This window comes from Polaribacter sp. Hel1_33_78, from assembly GCF_900106075.1.
GTDB lineage: Bacteria > Bacteroidota > Bacteroidia > Flavobacteriales > Flavobacteriaceae > Polaribacter.
The window spans coordinates 2,840,266-2,860,496 of the sequence record NZ_LT629794.1 but is presented as its reverse complement, the minus strand read 5'-3'; the positions used below and the strand labels follow the sequence as shown (position 1 = coordinate 2,860,496).

Sequence of the window (20,231 nt, the reverse complement as noted above, 5' to 3'; positions counted from 1 at the left end):
TTTGAAACACCGATTGCAACATATCAAGATTAGTGATTTTAGCACAGAAAGCGGAACGCGATTTAATAACCTTCAATTAAGTTATCAATTGTTTGGTAAAAAATTAGGCACTGCACCCATTGTTTTGGTAAATCATGCATTAACAGGTAATAGTGATGTTGCAGGTGAAAACGGTTGGTGGAAAGATGTTGTAGGATTTGAAAAAACAATCGATACTAATTTTTACACAATTTTAGCATTTAACATTCCTGGAAATGGTTTTGATAGTTTTGTAATCGATGCTTATAAAAGTTTTATTGCAAGAGATGTTGCACGCCTCTTTTTAAAAGGATTACAAAAATTAAAAATTGAGTCTCTTTTTGCTTTAATAGGAGGTTCTTTAGGAGGAGGAATAGGCTGGGAAATGTTGGTTTTAAGCACAAAATTGACAAAACACTTTATCCCTGTCGCAACAGATTGGAAATCTACAGATTGGTTAATTGCTAATTGTCAAATTCAAGAGCAATTTTTGGTAAATTCAAAAAATCCAGTACATGATGCCCGTATGCATGCCATGCTTTGTTACAGAACTCCGGCATCTTTTAAAGAGCGTTTTCAGCGAACGAAAAATGACGCATTAAAAATATTTAATGTAGAAAGTTGGTTGTTACATCATGGAAATAAATTGCAAGAAAGATATCAATTGTCATCCTATAAATTAATGAATCAATTATTAAAAACAATTGATGTAACAAATAATGGTGAGAAAAAAATCGAAATTTTAGATTCAATTGCAGCTGATATCCATATTATCGGTGTTGATTCAGATCTATTTTTTACAGCGGAAGAAAATAGAGAAACTCATAAAAAGTTAGCATTAACAAAAGAGAATGTTACCTATAATGAAATAAATTCTGTACATGGCCATGACGCATTTTTAATCGAATATGAGCAATTACAGACAATTATCGAACCAATCTTCAATAAAGATTATAGAAAGAAAAAAATGAAGGTAGTTAAGTTTGGAGGAAAATCTTTAGCCAATGGGAAAGGGATAGAGAATGTACTAGAAATCATTCGAAAGAAATATAAAAATAACGAAAAAATTACAGTAGTTGCTTCTGCAAGAGGAAATTCTACAAACGATTTAGAATCGATTTTAATGAAAGCTGCAGAAAAAACAGCCTATAAGAAAAAATTTGAAGCGTTTAAAGAATATCAACAAATCCCGAATAGTTCTGTAGATTTTTCGAAAGAATTTTCAAGACTAGAAACCATTTTTGAAGGGGTTTCTCTCTTAGGTGATTACAGTCAAAAAATAAAAGACGAGGTATTGGCTCAAGGTGAATTATTATCTGTTAAACTTTTGGCTAGTTTATTAGAAAAAGAAAATATTTCCGCAAATGCAACAGATGCTAGAACTTTAATTATTACCGATGAAAACTTTGGCAACGCACAACCAATTTCATCTCTTTCTAAAGAAAATGTCATTGCATATTACAAACAAAATAAGGAGACAATAAATATTGTAACAGGTTTTATTTCTTCAAATAAAAAAGGAGAAACGACAACTTTAGGTAGAAATGGAAGTAATTATACGGCAGCTTTATTGGCAAATTTTTTAGATGCTGACGAGTTGCAAAATTACACACATGTTAGTGGTATTTATACTGCTAATCCAGATTTGGTGGCTGATGCAAAAAAAATTGAAGAATTATCTTTTTCCGAAGCCAATGAATTAGCAAATTTTGGAGCAACTATTTTACATGCAAAGTCGATTATTCCTTTGTTAGAAAAGAATATAAATCTCCGTATTTTAAATACGTTTAACAAAGAAGATAAAGGAACCTTAATTACTTCAGAGTCAACTACAAAAGGAATTAAATCTATTTCTACAATTAATAATGTTGCCTTGTTAAATTTTGAAGGTAGAGGTTTATTAGGGAAAGTAGGAGTGGACGCTCGAATTTTTAAAGCTTTGAGTGATAAGAATATTAATGTTAGTATAATTTCTCAAGGTTCTTCAGAAAGAGGAATTGGTTTAATTATTGAAGCTGAAAGAGCACACGAAGCAGTTTTTTCTTTGGAAAAAGAGTTTGAAAATGATTTTTATTCGCAAGATGTCAATCAAATTTCAATTGTAGATGATGTTGCCGTAATCTCAATTATTGGTCAAGATTTAAGTGAGTTTCATCATCCTTATAATGCCTTAATTAAAAATCAAATTGTACCTGTTTTATTTAATAACACAGTGTCTGGTAAAAATGTGAGTTTGGTGGTGAGAAAGGAGGAATTGCATAAAGCGGTTAATGTAATTCACGGTCAAGTTTTTGGAGTAACCAAAAAAATAAACATTGCAGTTTTTGGGAAGGGGTTAGTTGGTGGAACTTTAATAGACCAAATCATTGATAATACACCATCAGTTTTAGAAAGAAGAAAAATTCAGTTGAATGTTTTTGCGATAGCAAACTCTAAAAAAGTATTACTGAGTAAAAACGGAGTTTCTAAAAATTGGAAAGAGAATCTTCTAGCCAATGGAGAAGAGAATCTAAAAGTTGAAGATATTATTGCATTCGCAAAAGCACATCATTTTGAAAATTTAATTGCAGTTGATAATACCTCGAACATAAATTTTGTTAAGAATTATATTCCTTTTATTGAAGCTGGTTTTGATTTGGTTTCTTGTAACAAAATTGCAAATACATTATCTTTTGATTTTTACAAAGAAGTAAGAGCGAAGTTAAAAGAATTCAAAAAACAATATTTGTATGAGACAAATGTTGGTGCAGGGTTACCTTTGATTGATACCATTCGTTTATTACATGAGTCAGGAGAGAATATTACCAAAATTAGAGGTGTTTTTTCGGGGTCTTTAAGTTATTTATTTAACAATTTTTCTACAAAAAATGTTCCCTTTTCAAGCATATTACAGGAAGCTATTGATAAAGGCTTTACAGAGCCAGATCCTCGTGAAGATTTAGGAGGAAATGATGTTGCTAGAAAATTATTAATTTTAGCAAGAGAGCTAGATCTTGAAAATGAATTACCAGAAGTGGAAATTAAAAATCTAATTCCGGGAAAACTAAGAGGCAATTCTGTTAGTGCTTTTTTAGATAATTTAGAGTTATTAGACGACGAATATCAAACTTTAAAAGAGGACCAAAAACCAAATCACGTTCTAAGATATATTGGTGAATTAAGTGGAGATTTATCTCAAAATAAAGGCAATTTAGAAGTAAAATTAGTTTCTACCCCAGAAAGTACTCCTTTGGGTTCGTTAAAAGGTTCTGATGCTATTTTTGAAATTTATACGGAATCTTACGGAGCACAACCCATCGTAATTCAGGGGGCAGGGGCAGGAGCAAGTGTAACCGCAAGAGGCGTTTTTGGAGATATCTTAAGATTAGCAAAACACAATAATTAGCAGATTTTTCTGCGTCATTCTGAACTTGTTTCAGGATCTTATAAAAAAACAATGAGCAAACATTTCGAAACACAAGCGATTAGAAGTCAGACTGAAAGGTCTCAGTTTTCTGAACATTCTACGCCGTTATATTTAACGTCTAGTTTTGTTTTTGAAGACGCAGAAGAAATGAGAGCTTCTTTTGCTGAAGAAAAAGAACGTAATTTATATAGTCGGTTTTCAAACCCAAATACAACTGAATTTGTAGATAAAATTGTAGCTATGGAAGGTGCAGAAGCGGGTTATGCTTTTGCAACAGGAATGTCCGCTATTTTTTCAACATTTGCTGCTTTGTTAAATGCAGGAGACCATGTTGTTTCTTGCAGATCTGTATTTGGCTCTACGCATAGTATGTTTACCAAATATTTACCAAAATGGAATATCGAAACTTCTTATTTTAAGGTAAATGAAGTAGATTTAGTAGAAAACTTAATAAAAGAGAATACAAAGATTCTTTATATAGAAACACCAACAAACCCTGCGGTAGATATTTTAGACTTAGCATTGATTGGTAAGATTGCCAAAAAACACAACCTTATTTTTATTGTAGATAATTGTTTTGCAACCCCTTACATTCAACAACCAATTAAATTCGGAGCAGATTTGGTCATTCATTCAGCGACTAAATTAATCGATGGGCAAGGAAGAGTTTTAGGGGGTGTTACCGTTGGAAACGAAGAGTTAATGAGAGAGATTTATTTATTTGCAAGAAATACTGGGCCAGCAATGTCACCTTTTAATGCTTGGGTATTGTCTAAAAGTTTAGAAACACTGTCAATAAGAGTCGAAAAGCATTGCGAAAATGCATTAAAAGTAGCCGAATTTTTGGAAGGAAATACGAATGTTGAATTGGTAAAATATCCATTTTTAAAATCGCATCCACAGTATAAAGTGGCAAAAAATCAAATGAAACTTGGAGGTAATATTGTTGCTTTCGAAATTAAAGGCGGAATTAATGCAGGAAGAAACTTTTTAGATAACATAAAAATGTGTTCATTGTCTGCAAATTTAGGCGATACCAGAACGATTGTTACCCATCCATCATCAACAACTCATGGGCGTTTATCTGAAGAAGATAGATTAGAAGTAGGTATTACAGACGGCTTGGTTCGTGTTTCTGTTGGTTTAGAAAATGTAAAGGATATTATTACAGATATTGAGCACGCATTGAATGCTAAAAAATCACATTAAATTATGTAGTTTTGTTTTATGCTCTCAAAGAAAACAAAGTACGGAATTAAAGCACTTACATATTTGGCAAAACGGGAAGATAGCGCTCCTGTATCAATTGCTACAATTTCTAAAAGTGAAAATATTTCTTTAAAGTTTTTAGAAAGCATTTTATTAACGCTTCGTAAAAACGGATTCTTAGGTTCCAAAAAAGGAAAAGGTGGTGGTTATTATTTATTAAAAGAGCCCGAGGATATTCAAATGACTTCTGTAATGAGGATTCTAGAAGGACCAATTGCAATGTTGCCGTGTGTAAGCTTAAAATTTTATGAAAAGTGTGCTGATTGCCCACATGAAGATACTTGTGCTGTTCATAATTTAATGCTTCAGGTTAGAGATAGTGCGCTTCAAATTTTTAGAAATACAACCTTGGCAGATTTAACCAGGAAGAAATCATAGAATATTTATAATAAAAAAAAACTTGCGTTACCTAATATGAAAAATACTGTACTTCTATTTTTAATGTTGTTCTTTTCTTTAGGTATCTTTAGTCAACAAGAAAAAAAACTAAAGACAAAATTTACTAATTTTCTATCCAAATCTTATTACAGTATAAATCTAGGAGGTATTTTTTATCCGTTTTCAAATGATAATTTAATTGATGGCTACAAAACAGCAACTTTTAGTAGAAACTGGTTTTCAGGAAGATTGTTATTAGGCCATAAATTAACGGAAGATTTAGCAGTTCAGTTTGGAACAATGAGGCCAGCTTCTTGGTTTAAATACGATAATGTGAACAACATTGGTTATGACAGAAGTGTTTGGATAAATGCTTGGTCTTTATCATTAAAAAAAGATTTTAAGCTTCATAAAAACACCTCTTTTTATGCTGAAGCAGGAGTAGCAAATTTAACCAGATTTGGTTTTTTCATAGAAGATAAAGAAATTTATGAAGATGCCCATTACGCAAGTTTACTTTATGGTTTTGGAGTGCAACACCGTTTAAATGATAAATGGAGATTGTCCTTAAATGGAACATTTTTACCAAAATCTACAAAGCATAATCAACCTGCGATTTCACAAGTATCGTTAGGTTTTGAGTACCATTTGCAGCAAGTTGATGATGCAATAGCTGAAGAATATACAGGGAATGATTATTTTTTTCCAAACAATATTTTGCAATTTAGTTACGGCACAAGCGCATTAGGTTTTGGTGTAAACCGTTTTTTTGGAATGAGTTTAAAAGTAGGTAATTTTGAGAGTTTTGGAATTCCGGTTTTTTGGGTTGGTCAAGTAAAGGCAAAACATGCTTTTTCAATTACTTACCAAAGATTAATATACAGGTCAGAAAAAGTTTTCTCTTTAGATTGGGGGGCAAGCGTAACCGCTTTTCAATCAGAACTAACAAGTGAAAATGTAATGGCTTTCTCAATATTTCCTGTTTTACGTTTTTATCTCTTAAGAAAAAAAGAGTTTGACTTCTATGCTAATTACTCTTTAATAGGTCCAACATACATTACAAAAAGTAATATTGATGGTTTCGAAAGTGGACCAAAAATAACATATCAAGATACTATGGGTTTTGGTGTGTTCTTCGGAAAAGATAGAAAATATAATTTCGAATTACGAATCATGCATTACTCAAATGGAAATATTTTCACGGGCAATGATGGCGTTGCAGTTCCTCTTCAAATAACTTTAGGCAAAACCTTCTAATTTTCCTCCTAAAATATTGAAATATCAATAATTTTTATGTTGTTATTTTATTAATCTACTAAATCGATAGGGTTTATTCTTTTTTCCAGGTTTCAAGATGTCTTTTTGTATATAAAACCTTTATGTTTGCATACCCTATTGATTAAATAGGGTATTTAAAAAATGCTTAATTATTATGATTACAGATCAAATTATTTTTAGTAAAAAAATAGCAGGTCAACGTTTTGAGGAAGACAAAAATTCTGAGAAACCGATAAGAAGTATGGCCAAAGCATTAAGCTGGAGAGTTGTTGGAACGATTGATACGTTAGTAGTTTCATACCTTTTATCTGGTGAAATAACATTAGCGGCGTCAATTGCTTCCGTAGATTTTTTAACAAAGTTAGGGCTGTATTTCTTTCATGAAAGAGCTTGGAATAAAATAAAATGGGGAAAATAATGAATTTGAACTTAGAGCAGATCAACGAGGAATTAAAAGATAAAAGTCCAGTAGAAATTATTACTTGGGCTATTTCTTTAAGTAAAAACGCAGTCATTACAACTAACTTCAGACCTTATGAAGTGGCAATATTAAAAGCAGTTACTGATGTGCAAAAAGATATTAAAGTAATTTGGTGTGATACTGGTTATAATACGATAGAGACTTATAAGCATGCGGAAGAAATTATTAAAAAGTTGCGTTTAAATATTCATTTATACACACCAAAACAAACTGTAGCGCATAGAAATGTTGTGTTGGGAGTTCCATCTATTGAAGACCCTAAACATGCAATTTTTACACAACAAGTAAAATTAGAACCGTTTTCAAGAGCGATGCAAGCGCATCAGCCAGATATTTGGTTTACGAATTTAAGAAAAGGTCAGACGGCCTTTAGAAATAGTATCGATATTGTTTCTCAGAGCAAAGATGGAATTATAAAGGTAAGTCCATTTTACAATTGGTCAGACGAAGCATTAGACACTTATTTAGGGGAGAAAAATTTACCAAATGAGTTTGTGTATTTCGATCCAACAAAAGTAGAAAGTAACAGAGAATGTGGTTTGCATATTTGAAAGACATGATTATGAATCAAAGAACAATACAAGTAGATGCTTTAGAGAGTGAGGCCATATATATATTTAGAGAAGTAGTTGCGCAGTTTGAAAAGCCTGTGTTGTTATTCTCGGGTGGAAAAGATAGTATAACGTTAGTTCGTTTGGCTCAAAAAGCCTTTTTTCCTGCAAAAATCCCTTTCCCCTTAATGCATATAGATACGGGGCATAATTTTCCTGAAACGATTGAATTTAGAGATAAATTAGTTGAAGAGTTAGGTGTTGAATTGATTGTCAGAGATGTACAAGACAATATCGATAGTGGTCGTGTAAAAGAGGAGACAGGCAGGTATGCGAGTAGAAATATGTTACAGACGGAAACGTTATTAGATGCCATTGAAGAATTCAGTTTTGATGCATGTATTGGAGGAGCCAGAAGAGATGAAGAAAAAGCAAGAGCAAAAGAAAGAATTTTTTCTGTAAGAGATGATTTTGGTCAATGGGATGAAAAAAATCAACGTCCAGAAGTATTTGATATGTTAAACGGTAGAATTGATTTAGGACAAAATGTGCGTGTTTTTCCGATTTCAAATTGGACAGAATTAGACGTTTGGTCCTATATCAAAAATGAAAATATTGAAATTCCTTCTATTTATTTTGCACATAAAAGAAAAACATTTTTTAGAGATGGATTCATTTGGTCGGCAGATGATGCCGTGGTTTACAGAGATGAAGAAGAACAAGTTGTAGAAAGAATGGTTCGTTTTAGAACGGTCGGAGATATGAGTTGTACAGCAGCAGTTTTATCTGATGCAGTAGATATTGCAAAAGTAGTTGAAGAAATTAGAGACTCTTCTATTTCAGAAAGAGGAGCAAGGATTGATGATAAAAGATCTGAGGCTGCTATGGAGAAAAGAAAACAACAAGGATATTTTTAAAAATTGCAAAGAATGTTTTTGTAGTTATCCATAATTAGCAGTAAAAATTAGTCAGAAGTTGAGTAGCAAAAGCCAATAGCATAAAGAATGAAAGTATTAAAAATAGCAACAGCAGGAAGCGTAGATGATGGCAAGAGTACCTTAATTGGTCGTATTTTATACGATACAAAATCGTTGACAGCGGATAAATTAGAAGCGATTGAAGAAAAAAGTAAGCAAAGAGGATTCGATTATTTAGATTTTTCTTTAGCGACTGATGGTTTAGTTGCAGAGCGGGAGCAAGGAATTACGATTGATGTAGCACATATTTATTTTTCTACACCCTCTAAAAGTTTCATTATTGCAGATACTCCAGGTCATATCGAATACACTAGAAACATGGTCACAGGTGCATCAACAGCACAAGCTTCCATAGTTTTAATTGATGCTAGAAATGGCGTTGTAGAACAAACGTATCGTCACTTTTTTATCAATAATTTATTACGAATTAAAGATGTTGTAATCGCGATAAATAAAATGGATTTAGTTGATTTCTCTGAGGAAAAATACAATGTCATTAAAGGAGAAATTGAATATTTAGCAAGTAAAAGTGCTTATAAGAGTCAAAATTTAACCTTTATTCCTTTATCTGCTTTGCAAGGTGATAATGTGGTTTCTCCATCAGAAAATATGCCTTGGTATAAAGGGGTAACGTTAATGCATCATTTAGAGCGTTTAGATTCTGATGATATTAGTGATGCGTCACAAGTTCGTTTTCCAGTGCAAACAGTAATTAGACCAAAAACGTCAGCATATCACGATTTTAGAGGGTATGCAGGTAAAATTTATGGTGGAGATTTAGCAGTTGGAGATGAAGTTGCAGTATTACCGTCTCAAACAACATCTAAAATTAAAAGCATTAATTTCTTCGATAAAGAGTATGTGCTTGCAAAAAAAGGAAGTTCTGTGACCATTACTTTAGAAGATAATGTGAATGTGAGTAGAGGTGATATGTTGGTAAAAGTAAGCGAAGAGCCAATAATTTCGAAACAAGTAGAGGCAACAATCTGTTGGATGGACAATGTGCCTTTAGAGGCGTCACAAAAATATTATATAAAACACGGTGTAAATGACGCGCAAGCAAAAGTTACACAGTTAAAGAGTATCATTAAAACAGATTTTTCTGGTATTGAAGTAAATCCCACTAAATTAACTTTAAATCAAATTGGTGATGTGTGCTTAAAATTAAGTAAGTCATTGTTATTTGATGTGTATGCAGATAATAAATCTAATGGATCTTTTATTTTAATTAACCCGAAAACAAACAATACAGTGGGTGTAGGTTTTATAAAATAATTCTACTTAATTCAAATAAAATTATAAAATGCAAAGTTTTAGAACCGAAATAGAAAATCCAGTTGTAGAAAAAGATATTATTGAATTAGCAGATAAAATTGCAGCATTCAATAATCTACAAATAGACGAAGAAAAATTTAGAAGCCTACGTTTAGCAAGAGGTGTTTATGGGCAGCGCCAGTCAGGCGTACAGATGATTCGAATTAAATTACCTTATGGTAAAGTAATGAGCAATCAATTACGCAGAATTTCTGAAGTTTCAGATGAATATTCAAGAGGAAAATTGCACATTACCACACGTCAAGATATTCAAATTCATTATGTAGATTTACAAAGAACACCAGAATTATGGGCAGAATTAGAACGCGATGACGTTACTTTAAGAGAAGCTTGTGGAAATGTTGTAAGAAATGTAACGGCATCAGAAACTGCTGGTATCGATATAAATGAGCCTTTTGATGTTTCTCCTTATGCAGATGCGTTATTTAAATTTTTTTTACGAAACCCAATTTGTCAAGAAATGGGACGTAAATTTAAAGTCTCTTTTTCCGCGACCGATGAAGATACAGGCTTGTCTTATTTGCATGATTTAGGATATATTGCTAAAATTCGGAACGGAGTTAGCGGTTTTAAAGTGATGGTTGCGGGAGGATTGGGTTCTCAGCCAAGACATGCAGAAGTATTATATGATTTCTTGCCAGCAGATAAAATTATTCCAGTAATGGAAGGCGTTTTAAGAGTTTTTGATCGTTTTGGTGAACGTAAAAGTAGGGCGAAAGCAAGAATGAAATTCTTATTAAAAGAGATCGGTTTAGAAGCTTTTAGAAATTTAATTGAAGAAGAGCAAAAAGCAATTGAATTTAAAACGGTTACTATTGATGCAGCATCTTATGTGCCCTCAGAACCGGTTATCGTAAAAGCACCAAAAGTTGAAATAAAAGAAGTAGCAGCCTTTGATTTGTGGAAATCCACAAACTTAATTCCTCAAAAACAAAAAGGGTTTGTCGCAATCGGAATTAAAGTTTTATTAGGCGATTTTTATACAGATAAAGCGCGATTATTAGCAGATTTAGTAGAAACATACGCTGCTGGAGAAATTCGTTTAACATTGCGTCAGAATATCGTAATTCCTTTTGTAAAAGAAGATATTGTGCCATTTTTTTATACTGAATTAGATAAGTTAGGCTTTGTAGAGCCAGGTTATAATAAGGCAGTAGATATCACAGCATGTCCAGGAACTGATACCTGTAATTTAGGAATTGCAAGTAGTACAGGGATAGCAGCAGAGTTGGAAAGAGTGATTGCTGCAGAATATCCTCAGTATCTAGAAAACTCAGATTTAGTTATTAAAATCAGTGGTTGTATGAATGCCTGCGGCCAACACAATATGGCAAATATTGGTTTTCAGGGAATGACGGTAAGAACACCAGAAAAATTAGTAGCACCGGCATTACAAGTTTTATTAGGTGGTGGTAATTTAGGAAATGGAAATGGTGCATTTGCAGATAAAGTTGTAAAAGTACCCAGTAAAAGAGGTCCTGAAGCTTTACGGAGAGTTTTAAATGATTTTGAAGCAAATGCTAATGGAAAACCGTTTGTTGCATACTACAAAGAAAAAGGAGAAAAGTATTTTTATAATTTCTTAAATGATTTGCAAGACGTTTCTAATTTAACGCAAGTAGATTTCATTGATTGGGGAGAAGAAGGTAAGTATGTAAAAGAAATAGGAATTGGCGAGTGTGCGGGCGTTGTGATCGATTTAATTGCAACTTTATTTTTAGAAAGCGAAGAGAAAATTGAGAATGCAAGAGAAGCTTTTGAAAACGAGGTGTATTCAGGAGCCATATATTATGCCTATCAATCTTTGGTAAATACATCTAAAGCGATGCTTTTAGCAGAAAATAAAAAGACCAATACACACGCAAGTATCATTGCTCAATTTGATGAGTTTTTTGTTGCTTCAGGCAAAATTGAGTTAAACACAACTTTTAGTGAGTTAATTTATCAGATTAATAAAAACACACCTAACAAAGAGTTTTGTTCACAATATATCAACGATTCTGAAAATTTATTGCAAAAAGCGCAAAGATTTAGAGCGCTATCTAATACTTTTGTTAAAAGTGTAATCTAAAAATCATGAAATTCAAAACTCCAAAATTAACAGTGGTTGGTGCGGGTCCTGGCGATATAGATTTAATTACTGTAAAAGCGATTAAAGTTTTAAAAACAGCAGATGTTGTTTTGTATGATGCTCTGGTAAATGAAGAATTGTTAGGCTTTGTAAATCTAAAAGCAGAATTAATTTTTGTTGGAAAACGCAGGGGTTGTTATATTTATCAGCAAGAACAAATTAATGAATTGATTGTAGCGAGAGCAAAAACACACGGACATGTAGTTCGTTTAAAAGGAGGAGATCCTTTTGTTTTTGGCAGAGGTGCAGAAGAGATGGAATATGCAGCAAGTTTTGGTCTAGAAACGGCGGTTGTTCCTGGTATTTCATCTTCTTTAGCAGTCGCAGCATTTCAAAATATACCTTTAACCAAACGTGGAAGTTCAGAAAGTTTTTGGGTAATTACAGGAACAACAAAAGAACATAAAATATCTTCAGATATAGAGTTGGCAGCAAAGTCTAATGCAACAGTTGTTGTTTTAATGGGGATGCGTAAATTACCTCAAATAGTGCAGTTGTTTCAAGCCGAAGGGAAACGTAATTTGCCAGTTGCTATCATTCAAAATGGAACAAGAGTTAACGAAAAAGTTGGAATTGGTACAGTTGATACCATTGAAAAAATTGTTATTGAAAATGAATTAAGAAACCCTGCAATTATAGTTTTGGGAGACGTTGTAAAACATCGCCAAGCAATTTTAGAGGTTCAACTGCAATATGAAAATGGGCCAAAAAGATAATTTTATGGAAAGAAATAATTTATATCCTATTTTTTTAAAAACCAAAAATCTAAATGTTTTAATAGTTGGAGGAGGTTTTGTTGCTGAAGAAAAATTAACTTTCTTGTTAAAATCAAGTCCAGATGCTAAAGTTTTAATGGTTTCACCTTTGTTTAGAGAAGGAACTATTGAATTGGCAAAAAAAGGGTGTGTTACTTTAGTAGAAGATGTCTACAAGAAAAAACATTTACAAGGAAGACATATTGTGGTTGCAACTACAGATATTCCAGAAGTAAATGTACAAGTTTGGAAAGATTGTAGAGCAGAAGCAAAATTGGTAAATGTTGCTGATAATCCGCCGTATTGCGATTTTTATATGGGCGGGATTGTAACCAAAGGAAATGTGAAAATTGCCATTTCTACCAACGGAAAATCGCCAACAACAGCCAAAAGATTGCGTCAATTTTTTGAGGATGTACTTCCAGAAAACATTGATGATTTGGTTAAGAATTTAAACGAATATAGAAAGACAATAAAAGGAGATTTCGAAGAAAAGGTGGAAACATTAAACGAATTCACCAAAGGATTAATTGAAAAAAAAGAGTCTTAAAATGATTACTACAGATATACTTATTATTGGAGCAGGACCAACAGGTTTATTCACGGTTTTTGAAGCAGGTTTGCTAAAATTAAAATGTCATTTGATTGATGCATTAGCGCAACCTGGTGGACAATGTTCAGAGATCTACCCAAAGAAACCAATTTATGATATTCCTGCATATCCAGAAATTTTAGCAGGCGATTTAACACATAAATTAATAGAGCAAAGTAAACAATTTGAACCTGGATTTACCTTGGGAGAAAGAGCAGAAACAATCGATAAACAGGATGATAATACTTTTATAGTAACTACGAATAAAGGAACAAAACACCATGCTAAGATAGTGGCAATTGCAGGGGGTTTAGGTTCTTTTGAACCAAGAAAACCATTAATTCCTAATCTTGCAGATTTTGAAGATAAAGGTGTTGAGTACATTATTAAAGAACCAGAATTGTATCGCAATAAAAAAGTAGTCATTTCTGGTGGCGGAGATTCTGCATTAGATTGGGCTATTTTCTTATCAAATATAGCTTCAGAGGTAACCTTAATTCATAGAAGAAATGAATTTAGAGGTGCTTTAGATTCTGTAGAAAAAGTGCAGGAATTAAAAAATTTAGGTAAAATTAGACTGATTACACCTGCAGAGGTGAAAGGAATTTTAGGAACCGATAAAGTAACTGGTGTCGCTGTTGAGCAAAAAGGCGAAGATGCGTTTATTGTGGATACAGATCATTTTATTCCTTTATTTGGATTGTCACCAAAATTAGGTCCAATTGGTAATTGGGGATTAGAAATTGAAAAGAATGCCATCAAAGTAAATAATGCTTTGGATTATCAAACTAACATTCCAGGGGTCTATGCTATTGGCGATGTAAATACCTATCCAGGAAAATTGAAATTAATTTTATGTGGTTTTCACGAGGCGACTTTAATGTGTCAAAGCGCATATAAAAGAATTTTTCCTGATAAAAAATATGTAATGAAATATACAACAGTGGGCGGTGTAGATGGCTTTGATGGAACAAGAAAAGAAGCGCCAAAAGCAGTCGTAAAAGCGATACAATAGTAAGTTTTTTGTCAGGTTTACGTAACTTTGCAGCCAATATTAATCAAAGAAAATTAGATGCAAGACATCAATATTAAAATAACAGATAGAAAAGGCGTAACTCATGATGTGGTAGCACCTACAGATATGGCTATGAACCTAATGGAGGTTGTTCGGTCTTATGAGTTAGCAGAAGAAGGAACGATTGGAGTTTGTGGTGGTATGGCAATGTGTGCTTCTTGTCAATGTTATATAAAATCTGATCATACATTACCAGAAATGTCAGATGATGAAGATGCGATGCTAGCGGAAGCTTTCTATGTTGAAGACAATAGTAGATTAGGATGTCAAATACAAATGATCCCAGCTATGGATGGTTTGGAAGTAGAGTTAGCGCCAGAAACTTAAGGGCTAAAAATGAAAGAAATAGAAGAAAAAGTTTTGTTTACAAACTACCGTTTGTGTCTAAGAGATGCTGTCGGTGATTTTACGAAACAATTGATTAATAACTTGTTTGATGTGAATCATTTGTCGGAAAGTGGTGAGCGAACTAGACGCAGTTTTTTAAATATTTTAGAGAGATTATCTATTGAAAATGGAGAAGATTTGTGGGATAATTTTGAAAATTATTTTGTTACAATTAGACAAAAGCTAGATTTAGACGCTGCTGCTGCTGAAAAAAACGATCCTGCCGCAAAAAGTTTAGAGGAAGTTTATTTAGCGTATCCCGGTTTTTATGCAATTGCTGTGCATCGTTTAAGTCATCAATTATTAAAACTAAAAGTCCCTATTTTACCAAGAATGATGAGTGAGTTTGCACACAGCACAACGGGTACAGATATTCATCCAGGAGCAGAAATTGGAGACTCATTTTTTATAGATCACGCAACCGGAATTGTTATTGGAGAAACGACCATAATCAAAGATAATGTGCAAATTTTTCAAGGAGTTACTTTGGGAGGAATTCAGGTAGATAAACGTTTAGCAGCTACAAAAAGGCACCCAACGATAGAAAGTGGTGTTATTATTTATGCAAATGCAACCATTTTAGGAGGTCATGTTTTAATTGGAGAGAATGCTGTAATTGGCGCTAATGTTTGTATCACAGAATCAATTTCTAAAAATTCAGTGGTAACAGTAGAATCAAAAAATAAAATTTTTCAAAGAAATTAGTCAGATGAAAACAAAAAGTATTATTGATTTTGTGGGGAATACACCTTTGGTCGAAGTACAAAATATCTTTAAAAAAGAAGGCGTTACGTTATTACTAAAATTAGAAGGTAATAATCCTGGAGGAAGCGTAAAAGATAGGGCTGCTTATAATATGATTTCTGAAGCATTAAGAAGAAATAATATTAAAAAAGGAGATACTTTAGTCGAAGCAACTAGTGGAAATACCGGAATTGCATTGGCTTTGATGGCTAAGGTTTTAGGTGTAAATATGGTGCTAGTTTTACCAGAGAATTCAACCGTAGAAAGAATTAAAACAATGCGTGCTTATGGTGCAAGAGTAATTTTAACACCACAAGCATTAGGTATGGAAGGCTCCAGAGATTATGCCTTAAAACTGAAATATAAAAAAGGATATTATAGATTAAATCAGTTTGATAATACAGACAATTTTAAAGCACACTATAAAACTACTGGACCAGAAATTTGGCGAGATACAGCAGGAGAAGTAACGCATTTTATTGCTGCCATGGGAACTACAGGAACGATTATGGGAGTTTCAGATTTTTTAAAAGAGCAGCATAAAGAGATTAGAATAATTGGTGCACAGCCAAAAGAAGGTGCAAAAATACCTGGAATTAGAAAATGGCCTCAAGAATATTTGCCAGCGATTTTTAACGCTTCTAAAATAGATGAGGTTATAGAAGTTAGTGAAGAAGAATCAAAAGCGATGACACAAAGATTAGCTTCCGAAGAAGGCATTTTTGCAGGAATGAGTAGCGGAGGTTCTGTAGCAACAGCCATAAAAGTGGCAGAGAGATTAGAAAAAGGTGTTGTTGTTGCTATTGTTTGCGATCGAGGAGATCGATATTTATCTTCAACATTATTCGAAAAATAATAGATTATTAAACTTAATAATTTTACAAATAAAAAAATAATGTGTTTATTTGTAGCTTAGTTCATAAACTTATTGATTACGTTATCACGAAAGGCAGAGGGATTAGACCCGATGAAGCCTTGGCAACCTCTCATTTTTTGAGAAAGGTGCTACATTCTACAAGTTTTTACTTGACAGATAACAGCGAAAAAAACACCTTTCCTGATGACATATATTGATAAAAATATCAAAGAATGTCAAAAATTACAGAAGAAATAAAAAATAGAATCCTTGTGCTAGATGGCGCGATGGGAACGATGCTTCAAGCCTATAAATTTACAGAAGAAGATTTTAGAGGAGATCGTTTTAGAGAATACCCAACGCCATTGCAGGGTAATAATGACTTGTTATCTATTACGCAGCCAGAGGCTATTAAGACAATTCATGCGAAGTATTTTGAAGCTGGAGCCGATATTATAGAAACCAATACTTTTTCTGGAACTACAATCGCCATGGCCGACTACCAAATGGAAGATTTGGTGTATGAACTAAATTATCAATCTGCAAAAATTGCCAAAGAAGTCGCAGAAGAATTTTCGGCAAGAGAGCCTCATAAACCTCGTTTTGTAGCAGGTTCTATAGGTCCTACAAATAGAACGGCTAGCATGTCTCCAGATGTCAATGACCCGGGTTATAGGGCTGTAACTTTTAATGATTTACGTATTGCATATAAACAACAAGTAGAGGCTCTAATTGATGGTGGCGTTGATTTATTATTAGTAGAAACTGTATTTGATACTTTAAATGCAAAAGCAGCTTTATTTGCAATTGAAGAAGTGAAAGAAGAACGCGATATAGAGATTCCTATTATGTTAAGTGGCACCATTACAGATGCTTCTGGAAGAACATTATCAGGACAAACTGCGGAAGCATTTTTAATTTCTGTTTCTCATATTCCGTTATTATCTATTGGATTTAATTGTGCTTTAGGAGCCAATTTATTGCAACCACATTTAGAAGCAATTGCATCAAAAACCGACTTTGCAATCTCTGCACATCCAAATGCAGGTTTGCCAAATGCGTTTGGTGAATACGATGAAACTCCGGAAGAAATGGGAGCACAAATTGAAGAATATTTAAAAAAGGATTTAATAAATATTATTGGTGGATGCTGTGGCACAGGTCCAGAACATATCCGTGTTATTGCAAATTTAGCTGCAAAATACAAACCGAGAATTCAGGCAAGAATTGTTTTAGAATCTCGCCAGTAAGAAAAAGAAAATGAAGATAAAGCAAACAAAATACATGAGACTGTCTGGTTTAGAACCTTTGGTTTTAAATGAGAACAGCAATTTTATAAATGTAGGAGAAAGAACGAATGTAGCTGGGTCTCGCAAGTTTTTACGATTAATTAAAGAAGAAAAATTTGATGAAGCATTAGCTATTGCTCGTCATCAGGTAGATGGAGGTGCACAAATTATAGACATTAATTTTGATGATGGATTGATCGATGGAAAAGAAGCCATGATTCGTTTTTTGAATTTGATTGCTGCTGAACCAGATATTTGCAGAGTTCCAATTATGATTGATAGTTCTAAATGGGAAATTATAAATGCTGGTTTACAAGTAGTTCAGGGTAAATGTATTGTAAACTCTATCTCCTTAAAAGAAGGTGAAGAAAAATTTATTTGGGAAGCAAAACAAATAAAGCGGTACGGAGCAGCAGTTATCGTAATGGCTTTTGATGAGGTAGGCCAAGCAGATAACTATGCCAGAAGAATAGAAATTGCACAACGCTCTTATGATGTGTTAGTTCATAAAGTTGGCTTTCCGTCAGAAGATATTATTTTCGATTTAAACATATTTCCGGTAGCTACGGGTATGGATGAACATCGCAGAAATGCACTCGATTTTATTGAGGCAACAAGATGGGTTCGGCAAAATCTTGAAAATGTTTCTGTAAGCGGAGGAGTTAGTAATGTTTCTTTTTCGTTTCGCGGAAATAATGGAGTTCGCGAAGCCATGCACTCCGTATTTTTATTTCATGCGATTCAAGCTGGTATGAATATCGGAATTGTAAATCCGGCACTTTTAGAAATTTACGATGATATACCTAAGGATTTATTAGAACATGTTGAAGATGTTATTTTAGACAGAAGAGAAGATGCTACTGAACGATTATTAGATTTTGCTGAAACCGTAAAAGGGTCGAAAGTTGAAAAAGGATTGGATTTGTCTTGGAGAGAAAATACGTTACAAGAAAGAATCACGCACGCTTTAGTGAAAGGAATAGATGCCTTTATAATTGACGATGTAGAAGTTGCAAGGCAACTAGCTGATAAGCCAATTGAAGTGATAGAAGGGCATTTAATGATTGGTATGAATGTGGTGGGAGATTTATTTGGCGCAGGAAAAATGTTTTTACCGCAAGTAGTGAAATCGGCTCGTGTAATGAAAAAAGCCGTAACTTATTTAAACCCTTTTATTGAAGCCGAAAAAGGAGAAAAGCAACAAGCTTTGGGTAAAGTTTTAATGGCTACAGTAAAAGGCGATGTGCACGATATTGGAAAAAATATTGTGAGTGTCGTTTTAGGATGTAATAATTATGAAATTGTAGATTTAGGGGTTATGGTTCCTCCAGAAAAAATCATTGAAGCTGCAAAAAAAGAGAACGTAGATATTATTGGGCTAAGCGGATTGATCACCCCTTCTTTGGATGAAATGGTTTATTTGGCGAAGGAAATGGAGCGTCAAGAGTTTAAAGTGCCTTTATTGATTGGTGGCGCTACTACCTCGAAAGCGCATACTGCGGTAAAAATTGATCCTCAATATAAAAATGCGGTGGTTCATGTCAATGACGCTTCTAGGGCAGTCACAGTCGTAGGTGATTTATTAAACAAAAAGTCGTCGAATGCGTATGTGGCTAAATTGAAGAAAGATTATGACGAATTTCGAAACAAGTTTTTAAAACGAGGAAAAGAAAAAGCATACATTTCTATTGAACAAGCCCGTAAGAAAAAGTATAAGATTGATTGGAATTCTTCAGAAATTATAAAACCAAAAGAAGTAGGAATTCAGACTTTAGAACAGTTAAGTTTAAAAGAATTACTGCCGTTTATCGATTGGAGTCCTTTTTTTAGAAGTTGGGATTTGCATGGTAAATTTCCAGAAATTTTAACAGATAAGGTTGTAGGAGTGCAAGCTTCTATCATGTATGAAGAAGCGCAGGTGATGATAAAAGAAATCATTGCCAAACAACTTTTAAAGCCAAAAGCAATTTTTGGATTATTCGAGGCAAATTCAATTCATGAAGATGATATTTCTGTGCAAAAAAAAGGAGAGGAAATTGCTGTTTTTAGAACCTTACGTCAGCAATTAAAAAAACGAGAAGGAGTTCCGAATATTGCATTAGCCGATTTTATTGCGCCAAAAGAAAGTCAGAAAACAGATTATATAGGAGTTTTTTGTGTTGCCATTTTTGGTGCACAAGAATTAGCAGATAAGTATAGGGCAAAAGAAGATGATTACAATGGTATCATGGCGCAGGCAATTGCAGACAGATTTGCGGAGGCCTTTGCAGAATATTTACACAAACAAATTAGAACAAAACATTGGGGGTATGCTTCTGGTGAAACATTAACCAATGACGAATTAATTAAAGAAAGTTATAAAGGAATTCGACCTGCACCTGGGTATCCTGCGTGTCCAGATCATTTAGAAAAAGAAACTATTTGGCGTTTATTAGATGTTGAGAATCAAATAGGAGTTCAGCTGACTGAAAGTATGGCTATGTGGCCAGCTGCGGCTGTATCAGGATATTATTTTGCAAATAAAGAAGCAAAATATTTTGGTTTAGGAAAAATTACAGATGACCAAGTTACAGACTATTCAGTTAGAAAAGGGATTACAAAAGAGAAAGCAAGAAAGTGGTTACATCCAACTTTAGCGGAAGAGTAAGCAAGCGTTAGTGATGGCAACGGCATCCTTTTTCTGCTGAGGGAAAGCAGCACAAAAAGATA

17 protein-coding genes and 1 riboswitch are annotated in these 20,231 nt (G+C 33.4%); all 17 genes read left to right on the top strand.

The window, feature by feature from the left end; all coding sequences use genetic code 11:
• Position 1 precedes the first annotated feature (1 nt).
• The 17 genes from thrA to metH all read left to right on the top strand — a co-directional run bounded on the left by thrA (position 2) and on the right by metH (position 20,169).
• Positions 2-3,403: a bifunctional aspartate kinase/homoserine dehydrogenase I gene (thrA, locus tag BLT88_RS12430; RefSeq protein ID WP_091955115.1), complete on the top strand. Its 3,402-nt coding sequence runs from the start codon at positions 2-4 to the stop codon at positions 3,401-3,403.
• A 51-nt stretch (positions 3,404-3,454) separates the two neighbouring features.
• A complete protein-coding gene (locus BLT88_RS12425) occupies positions 3,455-4,633 on the top strand; it encodes an O-succinylhomoserine sulfhydrylase (RefSeq protein WP_036783128.1) in 1,179 nt (392 codons plus the stop codon).
• A gap of 18 nt (positions 4,634-4,651) precedes the next feature.
• Positions 4,652-5,071: an Rrf2 family transcriptional regulator gene (locus BLT88_RS12420; protein ID WP_036783131.1), complete on the top strand. Its 420-nt coding sequence runs from the start codon at positions 4,652-4,654 to the stop codon at positions 5,069-5,071.
• A 36-nt stretch (positions 5,072-5,107) separates the two neighbouring features.
• The gene (locus BLT88_RS14410; protein WP_231960002.1) at positions 5,108-6,328 is read left to right on the top strand and encodes an acyloxyacyl hydrolase; all 1,221 of its coding nucleotides are present in this window, start codon (positions 5,108-5,110) and stop codon (positions 6,326-6,328) included.
• A 175-nt stretch (positions 6,329-6,503) separates the two neighbouring features.
• Positions 6,504-6,767, top strand: coding sequence for a DUF2061 domain-containing protein (locus tag BLT88_RS12405; RefSeq protein ID WP_036783134.1), 264 nt, complete (start codon positions 6,504-6,506; stop codon positions 6,765-6,767).
• A complete protein-coding gene (locus BLT88_RS12400; protein WP_172824315.1) occupies positions 6,767-7,381 on the top strand; it encodes a phosphoadenosine phosphosulfate reductase family protein in 615 nt (204 codons plus the stop codon). The genes BLT88_RS12405 and BLT88_RS12400 overlap by 1 nt, the downstream gene beginning before the upstream one ends.
• 11 nt (positions 7,382-7,392) lie before the next feature.
• Positions 7,393-8,298, top strand: a complete 906-nt coding sequence (gene cysD / locus BLT88_RS12395) for a sulfate adenylyltransferase subunit CysD (RefSeq protein ID WP_036788009.1) — start codon at positions 7,393-7,395, stop codon at positions 8,296-8,298.
• A gap of 87 nt (positions 8,299-8,385) precedes the next feature.
• Positions 8,386-9,633 (top strand): sulfate adenylyltransferase subunit 1, encoded by a 1,248-nt coding sequence (locus BLT88_RS12390; RefSeq protein WP_091955114.1) that lies wholly within the window; start codon positions 8,386-8,388, stop codon positions 9,631-9,633.
• A 28-nt stretch (positions 9,634-9,661) separates the two neighbouring features.
• Positions 9,662-11,764, top strand: a complete 2,103-nt coding sequence (locus tag BLT88_RS12385; RefSeq protein ID WP_091955112.1) for a HEPN domain-containing protein — start codon at positions 9,662-9,664, stop codon at positions 11,762-11,764.
• A 5-nt stretch (positions 11,765-11,769) separates the two neighbouring features.
• Positions 11,770-12,540 carry a uroporphyrinogen-III C-methyltransferase gene (cobA, locus tag BLT88_RS12380; RefSeq protein WP_091955110.1) on the top strand — a complete coding sequence of 257 codons (771 nt, stop codon included), beginning with the start codon at positions 11,770-11,772 and terminating at the stop codon, positions 12,538-12,540.
• Positions 12,541-12,544: 4 nt separating this feature from the next.
• Entirely contained in the window at positions 12,545-13,129 is a 585-nt protein-coding gene (locus BLT88_RS12375) for a bifunctional precorrin-2 dehydrogenase/sirohydrochlorin ferrochelatase (RefSeq protein WP_091955802.1), read from the top strand.
• Position 13,130: 1 nt separating this feature from the next.
• Complete coding sequence (locus BLT88_RS12370) at positions 13,131-14,186, top strand: NAD(P)/FAD-dependent oxidoreductase (RefSeq protein ID WP_036783147.1); 1,056 nt, start codon at positions 13,131-13,133, stop codon at positions 14,184-14,186.
• A 57-nt stretch (positions 14,187-14,243) separates the two neighbouring features.
• On the top strand, positions 14,244-14,573 hold the full coding sequence (locus tag BLT88_RS12365; protein ID WP_036783150.1) for a 2Fe-2S iron-sulfur cluster-binding protein: 330 nt from the start codon (positions 14,244-14,246) through the stop codon (positions 14,571-14,573).
• A 9-nt stretch (positions 14,574-14,582) separates the two neighbouring features.
• On the top strand, positions 14,583-15,338 hold the full coding sequence (epsC, locus tag BLT88_RS12360; protein ID WP_091955108.1) for a serine O-acetyltransferase EpsC: 756 nt from the start codon (positions 14,583-14,585) through the stop codon (positions 15,336-15,338).
• Between the two features lie 4 nt (positions 15,339-15,342).
• Positions 15,343-16,233 carry a cysteine synthase CysM gene (gene cysM / locus BLT88_RS12355; protein ID WP_091955093.1) on the top strand — a complete coding sequence of 297 codons (891 nt, stop codon included), beginning with the start codon at positions 15,343-15,345 and terminating at the stop codon, positions 16,231-16,233.
• A gap of 78 nt (positions 16,234-16,311) precedes the next feature.
• A riboswitch (SAM riboswitch) is annotated at positions 16,312-16,417 on the top strand.
• Positions 16,418-16,466: 49 nt separating this feature from the next.
• Entirely contained in the window at positions 16,467-17,483 is a 1,017-nt protein-coding gene (locus BLT88_RS12350; protein WP_091955092.1) for a homocysteine S-methyltransferase family protein, read from the top strand.
• Between the two features lie 10 nt (positions 17,484-17,493).
• Positions 17,494-20,169, top strand: a complete 2,676-nt coding sequence (gene metH, locus BLT88_RS12345) for a methionine synthase (protein ID WP_091955090.1) — start codon at positions 17,494-17,496, stop codon at positions 20,167-20,169.
• Positions 20,170-20,231: the final 62 nt, after the last annotated feature.

What these genes read in the sequence shown, in the direction of transcription:
- BLT88_RS12425 (WP_036783128.1), top strand. Translation starts at nt 3,455, where the DNA reads ATGAGCAAACATTTCGAAACACAAGCGATTAGAAGTCAGACTGAAAGG.
- BLT88_RS12420 (WP_036783131.1), top strand. Translation starts at nt 4,652, where the DNA reads ATGCTCTCAAAGAAAACAAAGTACGGAATTAAAGCACTTACATATTTG.
- BLT88_RS14410 (WP_231960002.1), top strand. Translation starts at nt 5,108, where the DNA reads ATGAAAAATACTGTACTTCTATTTTTAATGTTGTTCTTTTCTTTAGGT.
- BLT88_RS12405 (WP_036783134.1), top strand. Translation starts at nt 6,504, where the DNA reads ATGATTACAGATCAAATTATTTTTAGTAAAAAAATAGCAGGTCAACGT.
- BLT88_RS12400 (WP_172824315.1), top strand. Translation starts at nt 6,767, where the DNA reads ATGAATTTGAACTTAGAGCAGATCAACGAGGAATTAAAAGATAAAAGT.
- cysD (WP_036788009.1), top strand. Translation starts at nt 7,393, where the DNA reads ATGAATCAAAGAACAATACAAGTAGATGCTTTAGAGAGTGAGGCCATA.
- BLT88_RS12390 (WP_091955114.1), top strand. Translation starts at nt 8,386, where the DNA reads ATGAAAGTATTAAAAATAGCAACAGCAGGAAGCGTAGATGATGGCAAG.
- BLT88_RS12385 (WP_091955112.1), top strand. Translation starts at nt 9,662, where the DNA reads ATGCAAAGTTTTAGAACCGAAATAGAAAATCCAGTTGTAGAAAAAGAT.
- cobA (WP_091955110.1), top strand. Translation starts at nt 11,770, where the DNA reads ATGAAATTCAAAACTCCAAAATTAACAGTGGTTGGTGCGGGTCCTGGC.
- BLT88_RS12375 (WP_091955802.1), top strand. Translation starts at nt 12,545, where the DNA reads ATGGAAAGAAATAATTTATATCCTATTTTTTTAAAAACCAAAAATCTA.
- BLT88_RS12370 (WP_036783147.1), top strand. Translation starts at nt 13,131, where the DNA reads ATGATTACTACAGATATACTTATTATTGGAGCAGGACCAACAGGTTTA.
- BLT88_RS12365 (WP_036783150.1), top strand. Translation starts at nt 14,244, where the DNA reads ATGCAAGACATCAATATTAAAATAACAGATAGAAAAGGCGTAACTCAT.
- epsC (WP_091955108.1), top strand. Translation starts at nt 14,583, where the DNA reads ATGAAAGAAATAGAAGAAAAAGTTTTGTTTACAAACTACCGTTTGTGT.
- cysM (WP_091955093.1), top strand. Translation starts at nt 15,343, where the DNA reads ATGAAAACAAAAAGTATTATTGATTTTGTGGGGAATACACCTTTGGTC.
- BLT88_RS12350 (WP_091955092.1), top strand. Translation starts at nt 16,467, where the DNA reads ATGTCAAAAATTACAGAAGAAATAAAAAATAGAATCCTTGTGCTAGAT.
- metH (WP_091955090.1), top strand. Translation starts at nt 17,494, where the DNA reads ATGAAGATAAAGCAAACAAAATACATGAGACTGTCTGGTTTAGAACCT.